This is a genomic window from Neochlamydia sp. AcF65, from assembly GCF_018342435.1.
GTDB lineage: Bacteria > Chlamydiota > Chlamydiia > Chlamydiales > Parachlamydiaceae > Neochlamydia.
Map to the genome: position 1 here is coordinate 25039 of NZ_JAEMUE010000005.1, position 17517 is coordinate 42555.

Annotated in this window: 14 protein-coding genes; 10 read left to right on the plus strand and 4 right to left on the minus strand. The window is 37.8% G+C overall.

Features of this window, described 5'->3' with window-relative positions:
* The first annotated feature begins 51 nt into the window (after window positions 1-51).
* Complete coding sequence (locus tag NEOC65_RS00280) at window positions 52-318, plus strand: 2Fe-2S iron-sulfur cluster-binding protein (protein ID WP_166154974.1); 267 nt, start codon at window positions 52-54, stop codon at window positions 316-318.
* Between the two features lie 16 nt (window positions 319-334).
* Window positions 335-916: an iron-sulfur cluster assembly accessory protein gene (locus NEOC65_RS00285; protein ID WP_166154972.1), complete on the plus strand. Its 582-nt coding sequence runs from the start codon at window positions 335-337 to the stop codon at window positions 914-916.
* 109 nt (window positions 917-1025) lie between these two features.
* On the opposite strand, the gene kdoO is transcribed toward NEOC65_RS00285, so the two are convergent.
* Entirely contained in the window at window positions 1026-1916 is an 891-nt protein-coding gene (gene kdoO / locus NEOC65_RS00290) for a Kdo hydroxylase KdoO (RefSeq protein WP_213155340.1), read from the minus strand.
* Window positions 1917-2259: 343 nt separating this feature from the next.
* On the opposite strand from kdoO, the gene NEOC65_RS00295 reads away from it, so the two are divergent.
* The 5 genes from NEOC65_RS00295 (at window position 2260) to NEOC65_RS00315 (ending at window position 10420) form a co-directional block, all read left to right on the plus strand.
* Window positions 2260-3726 (plus strand): hypothetical protein, encoded by a 1467-nt coding sequence (locus NEOC65_RS00295; protein ID WP_213155341.1) that lies wholly within the window; start codon window positions 2260-2262, stop codon window positions 3724-3726.
* Window positions 3727-4072: 346 nt separating this feature from the next.
* Complete coding sequence (locus NEOC65_RS00300) at window positions 4073-5572, plus strand: hypothetical protein (RefSeq protein WP_213155342.1); 1500 nt, start codon at window positions 4073-4075, stop codon at window positions 5570-5572.
* 510 nt (window positions 5573-6082) lie between these two features.
* On the plus strand, window positions 6083-7588 hold the full coding sequence (locus NEOC65_RS00305) for an efflux transporter outer membrane subunit (protein WP_213155343.1): 1506 nt from the start codon (window positions 6083-6085) through the stop codon (window positions 7586-7588).
* Complete coding sequence (locus NEOC65_RS00310) at window positions 7575-8867, plus strand: HlyD family secretion protein (protein ID WP_213155344.1); 1293 nt, start codon at window positions 7575-7577, stop codon at window positions 8865-8867. Before NEOC65_RS00305 ends, NEOC65_RS00310 begins: the two co-directional genes overlap by 14 nt.
* Window positions 8868-8869: 2 nt before the next feature.
* Window positions 8870-10420: a DHA2 family efflux MFS transporter permease subunit gene (locus NEOC65_RS00315; protein ID WP_166154960.1), complete on the plus strand. Its 1551-nt coding sequence runs from the start codon at window positions 8870-8872 to the stop codon at window positions 10418-10420.
* Window positions 10421-10593: 173 nt separating this feature from the next.
* Here NEOC65_RS00315 and NEOC65_RS00320 read toward each other — a convergent pair whose 3' ends face one another.
* A complete protein-coding gene (locus NEOC65_RS00320; RefSeq protein ID WP_213155345.1) occupies window positions 10594-12333 on the minus strand; it encodes a hypothetical protein in 1740 nt (579 codons plus the stop codon).
* Between the two features lie 117 nt (window positions 12334-12450).
* Complete coding sequence (locus tag NEOC65_RS00325; protein ID WP_166154956.1) at window positions 12451-12861, minus strand: OsmC family protein; 411 nt, start codon at window positions 12859-12861, stop codon at window positions 12451-12453.
* A gap of 742 nt (window positions 12862-13603) precedes the next feature.
* On the opposite strand from NEOC65_RS00325, the gene NEOC65_RS00330 reads away from it, so the two are divergent.
* Window positions 13604-14386, plus strand: a complete 783-nt coding sequence (locus tag NEOC65_RS00330) for a class I SAM-dependent methyltransferase (RefSeq protein ID WP_213155346.1) — start codon at window positions 13604-13606, stop codon at window positions 14384-14386.
* A gap of 560 nt (window positions 14387-14946) precedes the next feature.
* On the opposite strand, the gene NEOC65_RS00335 is transcribed toward NEOC65_RS00330, so the two are convergent.
* On the minus strand, window positions 14947-15159 hold the full coding sequence (locus tag NEOC65_RS00335) for a hypothetical protein (RefSeq protein ID WP_213155347.1): 213 nt from the start codon (window positions 15157-15159) through the stop codon (window positions 14947-14949).
* A 381-nt stretch (window positions 15160-15540) separates the two neighbouring features.
* Here NEOC65_RS00335 and NEOC65_RS00340 point away from each other — a divergent pair, with 381 nt between their 5' ends.
* Both NEOC65_RS00340 and NEOC65_RS00345 read left to right on the plus strand, forming a co-directional pair.
* Window positions 15541-16818, plus strand: coding sequence for a leucine-rich repeat domain-containing protein (locus tag NEOC65_RS00340; RefSeq protein ID WP_213155348.1), 1278 nt, complete (start codon window positions 15541-15543; stop codon window positions 16816-16818).
* A 345-nt stretch (window positions 16819-17163) separates the two neighbouring features.
* Window positions 17164-17517 (plus strand): transposase family protein (locus tag NEOC65_RS00345; RefSeq protein WP_213155349.1); only part of this gene is annotated, 354 nt, incomplete at its 3' end.

A 17517-nucleotide genomic window follows, 5' to 3' on the forward strand; every position in this document is an offset into this window, starting at 1 on the left:
AGATATATGCCTATAATGATTGTTGCAATCATATAAGCGGAGTCTTTAGAAGTGGCCAAGTTAATATTTGATCATAATGGCGAAGAAATTGAATTGCCTGATGATTCACCAATCGCTGAAGTTTGTGAAGAAGCAGGAGTTCCTTTTGCCTGTACAGAGGGTGTATGCGGAACCTGTGTTATCCTTGTTAAAGAGGGAAAAGAAAATCTCTCCTCTCCAACTCAAGAAGAAGAAGATTTTCTTGGAGAAGGTACCTGCGACGAGCGACTTGCTTGCCAGTGTCGCATCAAAAAAGGCAATGTAAAAGTATCATTTTAATGAAAAGGTTAAGCCCATGACTAGCACACAAAATCAAGAAAATACTATCATCCATCGCCAGATGACGATTGAACAAATTTTATCTCTTTTTCCCTTTAAAGCGCAAAAATTAGCGCAAGAAATTACGCGTGCAGGGCTCCATTGCGTAGGATGCCATGCAGCCACTTGGGAAACTCTAGAAGCTGGCATGTTAGGCCATGGGATGAATGAAGAGCAAATTAATACGTTAGTAGAAAGACTTAACAATCTTTTACAAGAAGAAGCAGATTTATCTACCATTACCATTACTGAACGTGCTGCCAAAAAATATCTAGAGATTTTAACCGAAGAGGGTAAAACCGGCTGGGGCATTAGATTTGAAGAGAAAATGGCAGGCTGCAGTGGCTTTGAATATGTGTTAGACTTCTCTGAAAAAGCTGCTGAAGATGATGAGATATTTGTTTCCCATGCTATCGAAATTCACGTAAAAAAAGCTATAGTGCCTCGACTTTTAGGTTCAGAAATTGATTATGTGGATGGACTTCAGGGGGCAGGTTTTAAAATCAGTAATCCCAATGCACGTTCATCCTGTGGCTGCGGCTCCTCGCATAACTACTAGAAGGTAACATGGCTTTTTAGCTTAAATTCTAAGATTATTTGAAAAAAAGCCCTTAACTTGTTAAGGGCTTACTTTTTTAGGTAGATTAGGCTAAGTAAACGTTTAAGCTTTAACCCTTTTCAATTAATTTTTGTCCAAAAAAGCGTTCCAATACGTGTAATGGTGAGGTTTCCGGATTTTGTAGACTTTCTACAGGAAGGTAATAGGTTTGCTCCATAACATATTGACCTGCAAGCGCTGCATGGGAAGCTTGATCGGTATAAACTATCCAGCTACTCCCAGGTGGAAACAATATTTCTTGCTGTTTAGCATTCTCTTGATACTCTTTATCTCTTTTCATTAAATCGTGCAGGCAGATCATATAATGATCGTAAAGAGTGCGATAGTCTTTGGTAATGCCTACTGCTTTTAATAACCAAGCTAGTCCGGGGACCGGCTTTCTTAATTTTATTCCAAATTTTTGTACTACTTCAGCAAAAGGCTCCCCTAATTTCCAAACTCTAGGTTGCTGAGCTGGATTGATATTTGAAAAAAAACGCATGATTCGTTTCCCTTTTACAGGTGAAGAAGGAAAAGCATCCACATGGAGTAGAGTATCATCTTTACGCCAGGAGCTAGATCTTCCTGCTATTTCTGCTGGACGAAAACTTGTACGACCTTGGATTAAATGCTCTTTATAATGAGGAAATAGCTTTTCAATAAAGAGACGACTTTGCAAAGCATAACGCTCCATCATATTTTTTAACTTTTGCTCTTTCTCTCCTCTACAAATTGTTCCGCCTAATCGATCTTTTATTGCATCATAGCTAATGTTTTTTGAATTAGGGGCTACTACCTGGGAGGAGAGAAATTGGAACTCATCTTCATGTAAGCTAAAAGGTAAATGAGGAAAATAGACTACTTTACCCTGCTCTAAAGTTTGAATAGCCTCCTTTTTCATTTCTTCAGTTATGACGTTTTCAAAAGAGGTAACTTCAAATGTTTTTATAACTTCCTGCATACTGGCACTCCATAAATAAGAATAAAAAGGATGTTAAAGAAGAGAGATTATATTTGCTAATCTATTTTTGGCCTTTATAGCTAAAAGATTAAGGTGTAGGCAAATCAATTGGAAAGGCAATGGCCTCCATTTCTTCTTTCTTGCATTTTTCATATAAAGAGCTTCAAGCATTTATGGCGACTGGGCGGCAAGCAAATATCTGTTCCAGGATAATATTAGCAATCTACTAAGGAGGATAAATTAAAAGCTCCTATATTTCTTATCTTTATCTTTTCTTTAAAATAAAGGATTAGTGTAAATCTTATTAAAGCAGCTTTTAGAAAAGCTTATGGGGAGAGTATTTATGAATTTTCAAGCAATAAATGCACTAGATACAGACCCAATTTTAAGACAGTTAAGGTATCCAGCGGCTTCTGATAAAGACGTGCTTCACCTCACACCTTTAGTGCATCAGATTTGTCACGGGATCACCTATGTGGGAACAGCCATGCAGCAACGCGCCAATAGTAAGCGCTGGCATGGAAAGATTGTCATTGTGTTGAGTAAAAGTTTTGTAGCTACAGGCTATCTATTAAATACGCCGCTTGCCATAAGTGAAGGATTGGTAACGGCAGCTTTATCGGCTATAGCCCTTACCGGCCCCCTGCTTTTAAAAACCCGATCGCCCATTTTTCAAAAGATTACTTTTAAACTATGTGCTCACTCCTTAAATTGCGCTATTATCATTGCTCTTCAAGTGACCTGCCTAAAGCGAGGCTTTTTTTCGAAGTATCACAGTCTCAATGCAACGGCTAGCCATGCTATCCATGGAGCCTCTGCCTTTATTCCTCTCTTTATAGGTCATATTTTTGATTGCCAGGCTGGTAGGATACCTATTGGCGCTAGCTTAATGCCTTTTGAAGTAAAAATTGCCCGAATAGCTATAGAGTTAGCGCCTTCAGCTTTGCAAGATATCGCACGAGGGCTAGCCAGGGATTTCTCTTCTAACATTAGAAGTAATTTCACCGATGACCCCACTTTAGAAAGATTCCTACACCAAAATCCTGATTGCATTGATATTTTGAATCGTTTAAATTTTGCTAATTTACGTGATACGCATTATCGTTTACGCTTGCTAACTTTAGTCGGAAGCTATCTGATGCATACAAGCTTCTTAGAAGGATATCAAGATGCTCATCATATTCATTACTATAATGTAAGCATTCATAAAGAAGATGTAAAATATCAAACATACATCTTAAGCCTTATTAAAACTGCTTTTGTAGATTTGTATGATAATGAAGAGCTAGTTTACTTACTTAGTAAAGAAGCTGATAAGTTAAAAGCAATAGAAGATGGCCGAGAAATGTTAGAAACGCTTTATAATATAAATCTGCAACTTGCCAATTACGCTCAATTACAAGAGCTTCATAGTGAAATCGTATGCCCCACCCAATTTAGAGCAGTTGCCTTAAAACCTTATAATGAAAGGTACCAACGCCTTGTGCATGCTAAAAATTGCTTCAGCCAACTTTCTTCTGAAGAACAAGCAATTCTTACGAAAAAATTGCTGCAACTTGGCTCCTATGAAATAGAAAAGCAGGGTCTTTCTCTCCAACGTGTCCAATGTATTCAGCAACTTTTCAATAAGATTGGCACCCTGTCAGGAGAGCTACATCAAGGCAAGTTGCTTTGTAGAAATTATGTTAATACAAATCTTTTAAATCAAGGGGATGTTTACAACGCTTTTGGAACAGAAAACTTATTTGCCCGAGCTTGTCAAAAAGCTATTCAAGAGATTCAAGATAGAACAAGGAAGGATGCTCCCTAACATCTCCCTATCCAGAACGTTTTATAGGCTGTTTGGCCTCTACCTGTTGCTCTCTCTTTATTATAGGGCCGCCACTTAATTTGACTTCTTATACTTTTTCCGCATGTACTTTGACTTTTTAAAAAAGTTATAAGTTTTCATTGAGGTAAAAATTTCACCAAAAAAGCCTTTTAGGAGAAATAGTTTTATTCCTATTTGTTAATGTTCTTTAGGATGCTAGATTTTTTTCCTTTTCACAACCTTTCTTTTTATCAATAAAAATTTATTTTAAGTATATAATTATACTATCTTTATTACTAATAAATCGGCTAGTATTAAGGCACAACTTTAATCATATTAGGCCCTCATGAATAAATTATATGACATCAACTCTACAATTCCTTTAATGCATCAGATTATGCAAGCCGATTCTAGTCAAAAGGATATGTTGCATCCAAAGCCTTTATGCCACCGTCTCCATTATGTAATCAGTAACCTCGGAACCCATGCGTTGCAACATCTTGATGCCATAAACGATCAAGGGGCTTTAAAAAGAGGCATAACTAAAGGGATTCTTATTAGTGGTTATCTTTTAAACACCGTTTTTGCTAGTATTGAGCTAATTTCAGCCCTGTTCTTTTCTACTCTTGCCTATTCCTTACAAGCTCTTAGGAAAGACAATAACCTTTCTATGCAAAAGACAACTCTTAAAAGTTTTGCTTATGCACTAAACATAAGCGCTATTATGGTAAAGCAGTTTTTACAAATAATCAATCTGTCGTTTTCCAAATACCATAGCTATAATGCTTTTTTAAATGATGGCCTTCCTATCTTTGCCATGCTATCGGTACTTCCTTTTGGTAACAAAACCCAACTGTCTAAAGTAAAAAAAACTCCTACAAACCTGTTCTCTTACGCAGAAGTCCGTGCTCTACGTTTCCTTATTGACTACGCTCCTTCACTGCTTGATAATATCACCCAAGGAGCTAAAAAGGATTATGTAATGGATGCTGTAGCAGGTAAACTATCTACCCGCTACCCTCTTTCAAATGATTCTTTTCCTTCTACCTTTTTACGACATTACACTCCCGAGCGCCAGTTAAATGGGGAATACTATCATTATCTATTGAGTCTTCTTTTAAATGCTTACCAAACTTCTTACCTGCAAGGGATTACTCAAAAACTTATCTTAAAGTCTTCACCTATTTTAACGAACATTCTTGAAGATGAAACTACCTCTTTTATTCCTAAAAATTTAATTGAGGATGAAAAGGATGCACCTTATCAACACAACCTTAAATATTTAATCAAACTTACCTATAAAAATATTTACGAAAATCCAGATTTAGTTTGTACGTTAAGTCAAACATTAGATGAAAAGAAAGCTTTGGCGGAAGGACGTGAAATTTTGGCAAGCTTTTTAGCCACAAGCCAAGTCGCTAATTATGCGCAATTTCAAGAAATCATTAGCCAGATTGTATGCCCTGCTAAATTTAACTCTCCCTCCTTGCAAGTTTTTAATAAAAGAAAGCAGCTCATTACCAGTGCTAGACAAAGGATTGCTCAGCTTTCCGTTCAAGAAGAAAATATATTAATTAATAAGCTTTTGAAAACAGGAAATTACGACCTTTATGCGCATCCTCTAGCAGAAGAACGCCTTAAACTTATTGAGGGGCTATTTAAAGATATTGTAAGCTTAGCTGGAGCCCTTTATCATGGGCCTTTATTACAGCAAAGTTTTACCAACCTTCACCAAGAAGCCTGCCAAGAAGCTCTTAGGGAAATCGAAAAAAATGAGAATTTAATTAATTTTTTTATTAAATGTACCGATATTATTAAAAGCTGTGTGGATGAACCTTATCAATAACATCGCTCGGATTTTTTCCCGTTACAATTGGCTAAACATACTTATCTGCCATCTTTAAAAGCCCCTAAGAAAATAGCTGTAGAAATGGCACATCGTCTCAACTGCTAGCTATCGCTAGCTTAGCTTTTTGCTAAAAAAACAATTCTGCTTTTCAGAAGAAAAAAAATTTTTCCCTAAACTACTCCGTTAAACAATCACGAGCAACAGATAGAAAGTGATTTTTGATAATAAAGCCTCCCTATAGGTTAACCTTTTGCTACAATTTTTCTTCAAAGAGAAATTTTCACAGTCTCTTTTTAGCGCTTAAAACAAATTTTGAAAATTTTTTAATCAACAATTAAAGGAAGAGAGCCTTTTCCTTCGCGCCTGCATCATCAAAAAATTTCCTGAAGGACCAAGTCTATCTTTTAATCTGCTTAGGCAGGAATAAATATCTAGAATTTATTTTAGTAAAAACGTAAATAAAGAAGGTTTGAAAAATTACACATCTATCTCATGCTTGCTATATTTATGAAAAAATATAAGATACCTTCCTTAATTTGCACCTTAGCTTTCTTATCCCTTACCACAATCAATTTCACGAGCTGTTTAAAACAACGCCAGCCCAATGTTTATGAATTTCCTACTAAAGCTTTTGAAGAATCGCTCCTCTCAACAATTAATGAAGAGCCATTTACTCCCGGTGAATGGCCCCAGACCCACTGGTGGTTAATGTTTGGCGATAGCCAACTTGATAAGCTTATAAGCAAGGGGTTATCTGATAATCCAAGTATTAAAATTGCTCAGGCTCGTGTAAAAATAGCCAATTATGCTGCTCGAGCAGCAGGTTCTGCTTTATGGCCTACGCTAGAACTTGAAACCGATATAACGCGGTCGCGCACGAGTAAAACAGGTACAATTGCCTCTATTGCTTCAACCTCCCCCCCAGCCTCAGCTTTTACTACTTCTTCAGCTTCTCCTGCTCGTTCCGCAGGCTTTATTTTTACGCAGACAGAAATTAATTTAGACACCCATTACCAGCTCGATATATGGCAGCAGAATTTCAATAGCTTTAAAGCTGCTGTAGGCGAAATTTTAGCTAGCAAAGCAGATGCAGCTTTTTCCTCCGTCATATTAAGTACTTCTATAGCCCAAACTTATTTCCGTTTGCAGGTTTCCTATGCGCGAAAAATATTGGCTTTAAAGAAACTTCATAATCGTGCTGAGTACCTACTATTGGTAGAAAAACGCGTTAAAAATGATATTGAGCACCCCCGTGTTCTAAAAAAGGCTCAAACATATCATTTAGAAGCGCAATTGCTACTCAAGCAAGTTCAACTTCAAATTAAAGCCTATGAAAATCAACTGCAAGCCTTAATCGCAGGGGATTTCTGCCAACCCATAGAAGCAATTGCGATTGAAAATCAAGAGCTTTTTCTCTTTTCGTTACCTACAAATCTACCCTTTAACCTTTTAGCGCATAGGCCTGATGTGACAGCAAGCATCTGGCGAGCAGAAGAAGCGGCAAAAAAAATTAAAGTCGCACGAGCAGCTTACTATCCAAGCTTTAACATAATGGGGCTTCTTGGCTATCAAACTCTTCATCCTCATGACCTTTTTAAATGGAGAAGTGTTTATGGGCAAGCAAGCCCTGCCATTAATTTGCCCATTTTTGAAGGAGGACTCCTTCAAGCTAATTTAGGCACAGCCCATGAAGAATATTACATTGCCATCGAACAATATAATCAATCTATTCTTACAGCAGTCCAAACTGTGTTAGATAGCATAGCGGAGTTAAAATATGCTTTTGAAGAAATGCAAGATTCTGTACAAATTGCCAAGCTAGCAGAAGAAAATTTATTACTTGTTAAAGAAAACTTTAAATATTATCTAGCTTCTTACTTAGATGTATTAGACGCCGAATTTGACAAAACCTCCAAAGAGAATAAAAAGCTAGTGGCCTTAGAAAATTATTACATGCGATTTACAAGTTTAATCAGTGCATTAGGGGGTGGATACGATAATGAAAGCCAATAAAGAAACGCCCAGAATGAGAGTAGATACAATAAAAGATTTAGTAGCCCGGCCGCAAAAGGCTAATAAATCCTCTGAAAAATCGCCTAATCCCGATAGTCTAGATTGCCAAGAGCCCTCCTCTTCCCCTCTATCTTCCTCTAATATTATCAAGAGAAATAAAAAGCTTTGGGGATTTACATTAATCTTGGCTTTAGCAAGCCTAAGCTGGGGTTTACTCTATGTACTCTACCTTCAAGGTTATGAAACCACAGATGATGCTTACGCGAGTGGGAATATGATTAACGTCAATCCTGCTATCACCGGCTCTGTAATTGCTTACTATGTGGATGATACGGATTTTGTGACCGAAGGCCAACTTTTAGTAAAACTCGACTCAACAGAATATTTACTTAAACACGAGCACTCTCTGGCCTCCTTGGCTTCCACGGTCTTAAAAGTACGTCAGCTTTATGAGAAAGTAAAAGCAAGCCAGTCGACCCTAGAAGCACGCAAGATTGCTTTGTCAAAAGCAAATTATGACTATGAAAATCGCTTGCACCTTGTAGAAATACAAGCTGTCTCTAAAGAAGAATATACTCATTCTAAAGCCGGCTTATCTATGGCAAAAGCGGCTCACCAAATTGCTGAGGCAGAGCTAGCGGCAGCTATAGCAGCTGTCGGAAATACATCTTTAGAATGCCATCCTCTGCTTATTGAAGCCAAATCTCAAGTCCGCAAAACCTATTATGATTTACAGCATTGCTACATTTATGCACCCGCTACAGGTTATGTAGCGCAACGTACCGTTAACGTAGGACAATCCGTACGGCCGCAAACGCCTCTTATGGCTATCATTTCCCAGAATGATTATTGGGTAGAAGCAAACTTTAAAGAAACTCAATTAAAATTTATGCGTATTGGCCAACCGGCTACGATTAGTTTTGATATGTATGGTTCAAAGATAGAATATAGAGGAAAAGTGGTGGGCATAGCTTCAGGTAGCGGCAGTAAGTTCTCTTTAATCCCTCCTCAAAATGCGACAGGAAATTGGATTAAGATTGTTCAACGCCTACCTGTACGTATAAGCGTTGAGCCGGAGCAAATGAAAAAATATCCTTTGCGTTTAGGAATTTCTGCTGAAGTTAAAGTAGATATTAGCAATCAAGATTTACCTATGCTTGCTAGCACCTCTCCTAGCCGCCCTCTAGCTACTACTACAGTGTTTAATGTTCATTTAGAACCCATCGATCATGTAATCGAAGAAGTAATTCAAGCAAACTTAAAGAAAAAAGATGATTAGCAATGAAGAGTGAACAATACGAGCAAGGATATAGGCTTACTTTGCTTAATGTAGCACTAGGCTTAGGAACATTTATCCAAGTGCTAGATACTTCGATTGCAAATGTAGCCATTCCCTATATTGCTGGCAATTTAAATGTAAGTACTGAGGAAGGCACTTGGGTGATCACTTCATTTTCTGCTAGCAATGCTATCATTCTTCCTCTTACGGGTTGGCTATCTGATTATTTTGGCCGAGTACGCCTTTTTTGCTGGTCTATCGCTTTATTTACCATTACCTCTTTCTTTTGTGGACTTTCTTCATCTCTTAGCATGCTTGTTTTTTTTCGTGTATTGCAAGGCGCTGTGGCGGGCTCGTTAATTCCCTTATCCCAAACTTTGTTATTAGCTAATCATCCTCCGGAAAAGCAGGGGAACGCTTTAGGTTTTTGGGGAATGATTGTCATTATAGCTCCAATTCTAGGACCTATTCTAGGAGGTTATTTGACGGATTTTTATAGTTGGCCGTGGATATTTTATATGAATGTTCCTATTGGCTTATTTTCTGCCAGTGTAACCTGGTATTTACTTAAAGATAAAGACAGCCAAGTGGTAAGAAATCCAATCGATTGGATTGGGGTTGCTTTGTTATCGCTAGGAGTAGGATGCTTACAGATTATGTTAGATAAAGGCAAAGATTTGGATTGGTTTAAGTCCAACACTATTCTCGCACTCGCAATTGCTTCTATCATCGCCTTAAGCTATTTTATTATATGGACTTATTATCAACCATATCCTATAGTCGATCTTTCTTTTTTTAGAAATATCAATTTTGCTTTGGGCTGCCTTGCAACTACGATCGGCTTTTTATTTTATTTTGGAAGTACTGTAACCATTCCTCTCTGGCTGCAAACAGAACAAGGCTATACTCCTTTTTGGGCAGGTTTGGCGGTAGCTCCTGTAGGGATTATCCCTTTTCTACTCTCTACTCTCGTAGGAAGATATATGAACCGCTTTGATCTTCGCTTGATTTCGTCATTAAGTTTTCTGTTTTTTGCTTTAAGTTTTTTCTACCAAGCTCATTTTACTACGGCTATTAGCTTGCAAGCGATTATGCTCGCTCGTTTTCTCCAAGGATTGGGGGTAGCTATTTTCTTTTTACCTCTTGTACAACTCTCTTTGGGTAATATTCCCAAAGACCGCTATGCAAGCGCCTCGGGTCTTTACAATTTTATCCGTATTCTTGTCGGAAGTGGATTGGGAACATCTTTGTCTATTGAAATATGGACGCGCCTTAAAACCTTTCATCGTGCTCGCCTTACAGAGGCTTTAACAATTTTCAACTCTTCTACAGAAAAATTTTATGAAACTCTAGCAAATTATCATCCTTCCTTTACATCAGATGTTTCTAATCAACTTTTAGAAAAGCTGATTGAGCAGCAAAGCTATATGCTTTCTACCAATGATTTAGCTTGGCTAGCAGCTTGGGGCTTTTTAGCTATGATCCCTTTAATTTTTTTGTGTAAAAAAGTTAAGATGTCTAATAGTAGATCCTCTACTACGACTGCTCATTAAAGCAAGATGGTTGGCTCTAATCAAACTTTATTTAGCCTTATCCAATAAAGGAACCTGCTGAGCGCCTGCTAAAAACTACCTGTTGCTAATGAGCGCCAGAGGGATGTCTACAAGCTCGATGCTATCCTCTGTATATTGCTCTTATAAACGTTAGAAATAAAGCTAACTACTCCTTAACTTTCCACAATTTTAGGCAGTTGGCTTTTTAATGTTTCTTCTAAGCTTAGATAAACACTTTCTGCACCAATTGTTCCTTCGAAATAGCTATTGATCAGGCTTTTTTCTTTTTCTTTAACTTCCTTAGATAGAGACATCCACAAAAAGCGATTGATAAGAGCAAGATAGGAATCTTCTAAGCAATAATAATGTTTAATAAACTCCACTAACGTCTCCCACTGCTTTCTAAAAGAGCTATCCTGAAGTATTGCTTCAAATTTTTCTAGAAAGGAAGGGACGGGCCAATCTGCAAACTGCTTTAAGAGCTCGCAATACTTCAAAACCTCCGGCAGCATTAATTTTTGCGCTAACCGTATAAAAGCCTCTAAAGTTCCTGTTTTATGTCGGCGCACTTCATAAAAAGGAATTTTGCCTGATTGAATGCAATCACTTAATGATCCATCACCCGTACAGCCTATAATTTCTCCACTCAGATTTATTAGTTTGGTAAAATCTGAAGCTGGTAAAGGAAGAACGTAAACTAGCCGTAAAATTTTTCTTTTCGCCAAATTAATTTGATTTAATACTGTTTCTCGGGCAGAAGGTACAAAATCGACTACAAGGATTTTAGAAAATCCGTAAGCAAGCATCCAACTATCGCTAAAATGAAGAAGTTGCTCTTTTTTGTGCTGAGGAAGAATAATGGTAAGATGGCGGCTATCATGTAGATGAAAGCGGCACATCATCTCGATAAAAACCTCTTGATGAGCAGAAGAATGCGGCAAGTAGGCAACTTCTATAGCATAATCCTTTAAATAATTTTCAAGATGCTCAGCAAGGGGCTGATCAACTTGCCATAGATATTGACATAAAGCTGTGCAGCTCCAATGAGAGGTTGTATGATGATTATTAAGAAAAATCCCTTCTTCAAAGGCGTTTAATCCCATGCTAAACCAATGGCGTTGAAGGTAGTTGGCTATCCCTTGAAAATTTCCCGCTTCTGCAAAATAAAGAGATTTCGAGGCTAACTCAGGATTATCAAACGTGTTCAAGGCCAGTGCGATGTGCACAATAGCTAAGCTTTTTCTCATTAAAAGATAAAGCTTTTCCGCTTCTACTTTTTTTTGCTGATAATAATAGTGCGATTGAATAGATCGATCCACTTCATTAGAAAGCTCCTGAATAGCTAGGGCTATCTGAGGGTGGGTTTCTTGCAAAGCTTCATACTCAGCTAAAAGCCTATCGTGCTCTAGTAGTAATTGGTCAAGCTGCGCTTCACATAAAAAACCTTTTTTCCCCTCTAAAATGGGTTCTAAGATAACACTGCAAGCTTCCTCGGTTTCTTTAAAAGCATAAATATTTTCTTTTTTTATATGATAAAGGTAAGGATCGATGGAAGGCAAAGATTGCTTATGAGTATAAGCAAGATAAACCTCTAAAGCAGGGTGATGTTCTTTTAAAATTTTAGCGCATTTAAATAATGTTATATAATCGCCTATTCCATCAGAATGCACGGCAGAAAGTAAAAAAACTGACCCAGAAATTTTAGGAGGATGTTGGTGATAAAGAGGTTGGAACAGGTGAAGAAAAGCAAAGCCTACCAAATTATATAAGGCATCCTCTACTTGTAACTTTTCTTCAGCAGAAACTTTTGCCTCTTTTAAAGCTATCCAGTAACTATGTAGCGATTCAATTAGAAGAGGATTTAGTTTTTGGATCAGAAAAGGATCTTCAAAAGGATTCAGGCTATTAAGCATTTGCTTTCTCCATAAGATATCCTTTTCTATATTTTATTTACTACTTTTAGCCTATCCCAAAACTTCAGAGGAGCTTAAAAAAATTTATAATTTTTTACAGCCATCCTTGATAAAGTTCTAGCTACCCCAGCAAAAAATAAGCTCTACTTTTACCTCGGGATGTAAGCTATGATGAACAGGGCAACTAGCAGCTATCCTTTCTAAAGTTTGCTTTTGCTCGAAAGAAAAATTCTGAGGAATCCCTATCTTGATTATAATTTTTCCAATGCGGCGAATGGGTTGAGTAGTCATGCTTTTTTCTACTTCCAGTCGCATCCCTGTTACATCCCAGCTTTTTCTCTGCGCGTATAAAGCTAGAGTTGTCGCTATGCAAGTTGCTAAAGCACTTGCCATCAAATCTGTAGGAGAGAATGATACCCCTGTTCCCCCACTATCTACAGGAGCATCTGTTTCCAGCGTAGCTCGTGGATTCTCACGAATTACTTGGCAGTGAAGCTCACCCGTATATAAAACAGTCACTTTAACCATGGACATCCTCTAATATGCATTCATTAACTTGATATCTTCCTAGCTTGCTTTCTTATAACATTTTTCACTATTTTTCCTCTTAGTTTCTTTCAAACAGGCCATCAGATAAAGAAGGTAGGACTTTTTCAAATGATTGATCAATTCTCTATTATTTAAAATTTAATAATCCTTTTACAATTTACAAGTATTACAACTCTTAAAATTTCTTATCCCTCGCAATCTCTGCCTTCTTCTTGTTCACGCCATGCATTCCTTTGGCTTTAACTTTTTCTTTCTCTCTTGAAGATGTGCTCTATTAAAAGCGGTTAATGTTGTTACTTTAAAAAAATGGGGTCCAATGAGTAGGATGTTAAAAGTTTTCTTGTCTCTTGGTTAAATTTCCTCCAAGCATTTCCACTTTTGGTAAAAATAATTTTCCTAATAGTGCGTTTAAAAAAACTTAGTCTGTATACCTAAGCCTCTGAAAGATGTCCCTCTGCTTAACAAAAAGGATTTCATAAAGTACGTGACTGCATAAGGATTAGATTAAAAAACGTATACACTTTAATTTTCTTGAGCCTAAGAGACTACTTTTGTACTGTCCTATCAAGCTACTAGTTCATCATATCTGTAGAAAGTAAAATCTGCTACCTTGTAAACTCTTCGTATAACAAGTTAAATTCCTATTGTCCCCCTTTAAAGGAAACACAAGAAGTTATCTTAAAAATTTATGTTTACTTAATCCTAGAGAGTTGATTTTTTCATGAAAACACCTACCAAATTACCGCATCCAAAAGCTGCCTCATGGGAGCCTGCCAGCCAATGGTATAAAAGCCTTGTCGGCGCAGAAGGTCATTACTATCACCAGCAAATTATCATTCCAAATTTGTTGCGGTTGCTAAACCTTCAAGCTTGCTCCTCTCCTGCTATATTAGATATTGCTTGCGGATCAGGCGTGTTAGCTCGTCATCTTCCTACCCATACAAACTATATGGGTATAGATCTTTCTCCTACTTTGATCAAAGAAGCCAAAAAATTGGATACTAACCTTCAGCATCATTACAAGGTAGCGGATGTTACAAAAAACCTTTCTTTAGATGACAAGAAATTTACTCATGCTACCATTATTTTAGCTCTGCAAAACATTTCATCTCCTTTACAAGTATTCCACAATGCTTATAAACACTTGGAAAAGCACGGAGTATTAATAATGGTTCTTAATCACCCTTATTTTCGGCTTCCTCGCCAGACTTCCTGGCAGATAGATAAGGACAAGAAGCTTCAATACCGTCGCATAGATAGATACATGTCTCCTCTAGAAATTCCTATCTGTGCCCATCCTAGTAAGGGACAACACTCTGCGCAGCTCACCTCTTACCATTTCCCTCTCTGTAACTATTTTCATTGGTTAAGAGAAGCCGGTTTTAGCGTATACGATATGGAAGAGTGGTGCTCTAATAAGATTAGCACAGGTGCAAATGCTAAAATGGAAAATCGTAGTCGCCAAGAATTTCCTCTTTTTATGACTTTATGTGCTCAGAAATAAGAGACTTTACTGATAAAGAGGTCTCATATTTCTCCACTTTATTATCTAAGTTTGTAAAAAAAAGCTGCATGGAAACTTTTGCTTAAAGAAGCTACCCTATCTTTAGGAAAAGATCTAAAATGCTACCTAGCTTAACACGAGTTATCGGATAAGAAAGCATTCTAAGACAGCTTCAATTATACCTAAACTGTAAGCCAGCAGATGTGTTACAAGGTAGAAGGAGCCCTACAACTAACCTTACAGGCCTAGCTGGTTGGCCTATTTTTCTACAAACAACTTATCAAATTCTTCTTCTAGCTACTTCCATCCAATCCACTTAAGATAGCTTAAATAAAAAGGATGATTTTGAGTGAGTTCAGCGCTAAGACGGAATTTAAAAAGGCAGCCTTGCTGGCTATCTAGCCTGTTTGTTTCCATAGTAAACTTTGCAAGAAATTAAGAGCTTTGTAATAGATTGACTTGTAAAGAAAATATAGCATTAAAAAAAAGCTCCTAGAATTCTACTTCAAGGCGAAAATACTTCAAATCATATTGAATGATATAGTAGGAGAGAGTGCTCTCTATACGCCAACTACCTTACAAGCCTTTAAAAGAGAACAAAGCTTATTTGCCACGCGTGTGCCCCTGCAAATTAAAGAGGTAAAAAGCCTTACGACAAAACTGTAACGATAGTAGAAGGCTATCGAGCTTTTAAGACTACCTCTTGCTATGTAGGCGTTGAACAAAGATGGGTAGTAATCCTCAGCCAAGCGACCTATCAAAGAGAATGCCATACTTTAGCTAAGCCTTACCTTAAGGGCAATGCAAAAGAAGTCAAAGCCTTTATGAACCTCATGCGGCAAGAATTTTCATGTCCAAACGATGCTGAAAATGCCAATTAGATAAGTTTTAGAAAGGCTTAAATATATACAGATTCTAGAACCTAGATTTATTGCAGCTTAAAAGCATACTGCGTTTAGTCGGCCAAAGCTGAGCAAAACCTTCTATCTCTAGCTGTCGCCTATAAGGCATAGTAGCTTGCTCTTTGCTTAACAAGTTAGCCGATACCCCCTTGGTGATAAGGATACGAATTCGTTTGACTTGCTTTTCTAGCTTTTTTATATTGCCTTTAAAAATAAAAAGGCTGAAAAGTCATTACTACCTCGGGAAATAAAATGTATCCTATCTCTTCGGCATCTATTGAAAGCTTACCCAATGAATTGCTGCTCCCTATCTTAGAGGCTTGCGCAGCTCCTCCCTTATTTAGCGTCTGTAAAAGATGGCATCATCTGCTAAATTCTGAAGTGATGCCTTTTCTTTATAAGCAAATAGGTAAAGTACATGTTTCCCAAGGAGATATTAACAAGCAGGCTTTTATTTTAGATAGAATTTATAAGCTGGATGATAGGCTTTCTGAAGGAGAAAAAGATAAGGCAATCTTCAAGAAGGCCTTTACTCTAGCTAAATCACTTGCTCCTGCGGAGCTAGAATTTAAATGGAAAACTCAGGAAAAAAGGTGCTTTACTCTGGCTAGCTACTCCTCTTATCTGCTGAATATTAATCGCCTTTTGCTTTGGAAAAAACTTCCTAGCGGGAAAGAATACTTAAGTCAAGAAAAAATCAAGTATTTACCTTTAGAAAAACAAGGGGAGCTTCTTAAAGGTTGGATTGAAGAAAATTGTAAAAACTTCACGGCTTCAGGTTTATCTGGGGTTGGCTTGACTTATTTACCCTCAGAAATATGCCAGTTATCTAAGCTGCAAGCGCTTGACTTAAACCAAAATCAGCTCACCAGCCTTCCAGGAGAAATCGGGCAATTGTCTCAGCTGCAATGGCTTGAATTAAATCAAAACCAGCTCACCAGTCTGCCTGCAGAAATCGGGCAACTGTCTCAGCTGCAATGGTTTGGATTAAATCAAAATCAGCTTACCAGCCTACCTGCAGAAATCGGGCAATTGTCTCAGCTGCAAGGGCTTGATTTAAGCAAAAACCAGCTCACCAGTCTGCCTGCAGAAATCGGGCAATTGTCTGAGCTGGCATGCCTTGACTTAAATCAAAACCAGCTCACCAACCTGCCTAGAGAAATCGGGCAATTGTCTCAGCTGCAAGAGCTTTCCTTAACTCAAAACCAGCTCACCAGTCTGCCTACAGAAATCGGGCAATTGTCTCAGCTGCAATGGCTTTACTTAAATCAAAACCAGCTCACCAGTCTGCCTACAGAAATCGGGCAATTGTCTCAGCTGCAATGGCTTTACTTAAATCAAAACCAGCTCACCAGTCTGCCTGCAGAAATCGGGGGGCTGCCTCAGCTACAATTGCTTTACTTAAATCAAAACCAGCTCACCAGTCTGCCAGCAGAAATCGGGCAGCTGTCTCAGCTTACCAAACTTGAATTAGCGGAAAATCCTTTGAAAGATATTGCAGAAAAAATAAGGCAGCGTTTTCCCTTGTAGAATGGTTGTAAGTACTTTTTAATTTGGGGAGGGCTAAAATGAAATAAAAAACTTTTAGCTATCTTATCTTTAAACAAGCCATCCAAACTTAAATCAAAACCAGTTCACCAGTCTGACAGCAGAAATCGGGCAGCTATCCAATTGGTGGGATATCTCTCCCTTGTCGGCAAACATTTTGCCAAAAATGTCTGCCGACAGATCAGACACAGGGACTTGGGTCTCCACATTTCATGGTGTTAACATATAAACCAAACATTTCCCCTCTATCATTAATAGACCTCTTTCGAAACTGGAATAAAATGTAAATTTTAGTAAAATGGTGACTCAACATTTAAAGGAGGCACCATGAAATTTGATAGGATAGAGAAATTAGATGATGAACGCTTTCGCAGATTGACAGGGGTAAAGCGTAGTACCTTTGATAAGATGGTGCAAATTTTACAGCAAGCCGATACGGCCAAGAAGATTAAAGGTGGGCGTAAATATAAACTACGTTTAGAAGATATGCTGTTGATGGCATTGGAATATATGCGAGAATATAGGACCTATTTCCATATTAGCCAAAGCTATGGAATCAGCGAAAGCTCAGCTTATAAAGCAGTGAAATGGATTGAAGATACGTTAATCAAGCATCCAGATTTTGCTTTACCGGGACGTAAAGAGCTTTTGAAAAGCGATACGGAATATGAGGTTATTTTG

Coding starts and splice junctions, on each gene's coding strand:
- NEOC65_RS00315 (WP_166154960.1), top strand. CDS start 8,870: ATGAAGAGTGAACAATACGAGCAAGGATATAGGCTTACTTTGCTTAAT.
- NEOC65_RS00300 (WP_213155342.1), top strand. CDS start 4,073: ATGAATAAATTATATGACATCAACTCTACAATTCCTTTAATGCATCAG.
- NEOC65_RS00295 (WP_213155341.1), top strand. CDS start 2,260: ATGAATTTTCAAGCAATAAATGCACTAGATACAGACCCAATTTTAAGA.
- NEOC65_RS00320 (WP_213155345.1), bottom strand. CDS start 12,333: ATGCTTAATAGCCTGAATCCTTTTGAAGATCCTTTTCTGATCCAAAAA.
- NEOC65_RS00285 (WP_166154972.1), top strand. CDS start 335: ATGACTAGCACACAAAATCAAGAAAATACTATCATCCATCGCCAGATG.
- NEOC65_RS00305 (WP_213155343.1), top strand. CDS start 6,083: ATGAAAAAATATAAGATACCTTCCTTAATTTGCACCTTAGCTTTCTTA.
- kdoO (WP_213155340.1), bottom strand. CDS start 1,916: ATGCAGGAAGTTATAAAAACATTTGAAGTTACCTCTTTTGAAAACGTC.
- NEOC65_RS00310 (WP_213155344.1), top strand. CDS start 7,575: ATGAAAGCCAATAAAGAAACGCCCAGAATGAGAGTAGATACAATAAAA.
- NEOC65_RS00330 (WP_213155346.1), top strand. CDS start 13,604: ATGAAAACACCTACCAAATTACCGCATCCAAAAGCTGCCTCATGGGAG.
- NEOC65_RS00335 (WP_213155347.1), bottom strand. CDS start 15,159: ATGGCATTCTCTTTGATAGGTCGCTTGGCTGAGGATTACTACCCATCT.
- NEOC65_RS00340 (WP_213155348.1), top strand. CDS start 15,541: ATGTATCCTATCTCTTCGGCATCTATTGAAAGCTTACCCAATGAATTG.
- NEOC65_RS00325 (WP_166154956.1), bottom strand. CDS start 12,861: ATGGTTAAAGTGACTGTTTTATATACGGGTGAGCTTCACTGCCAAGTA.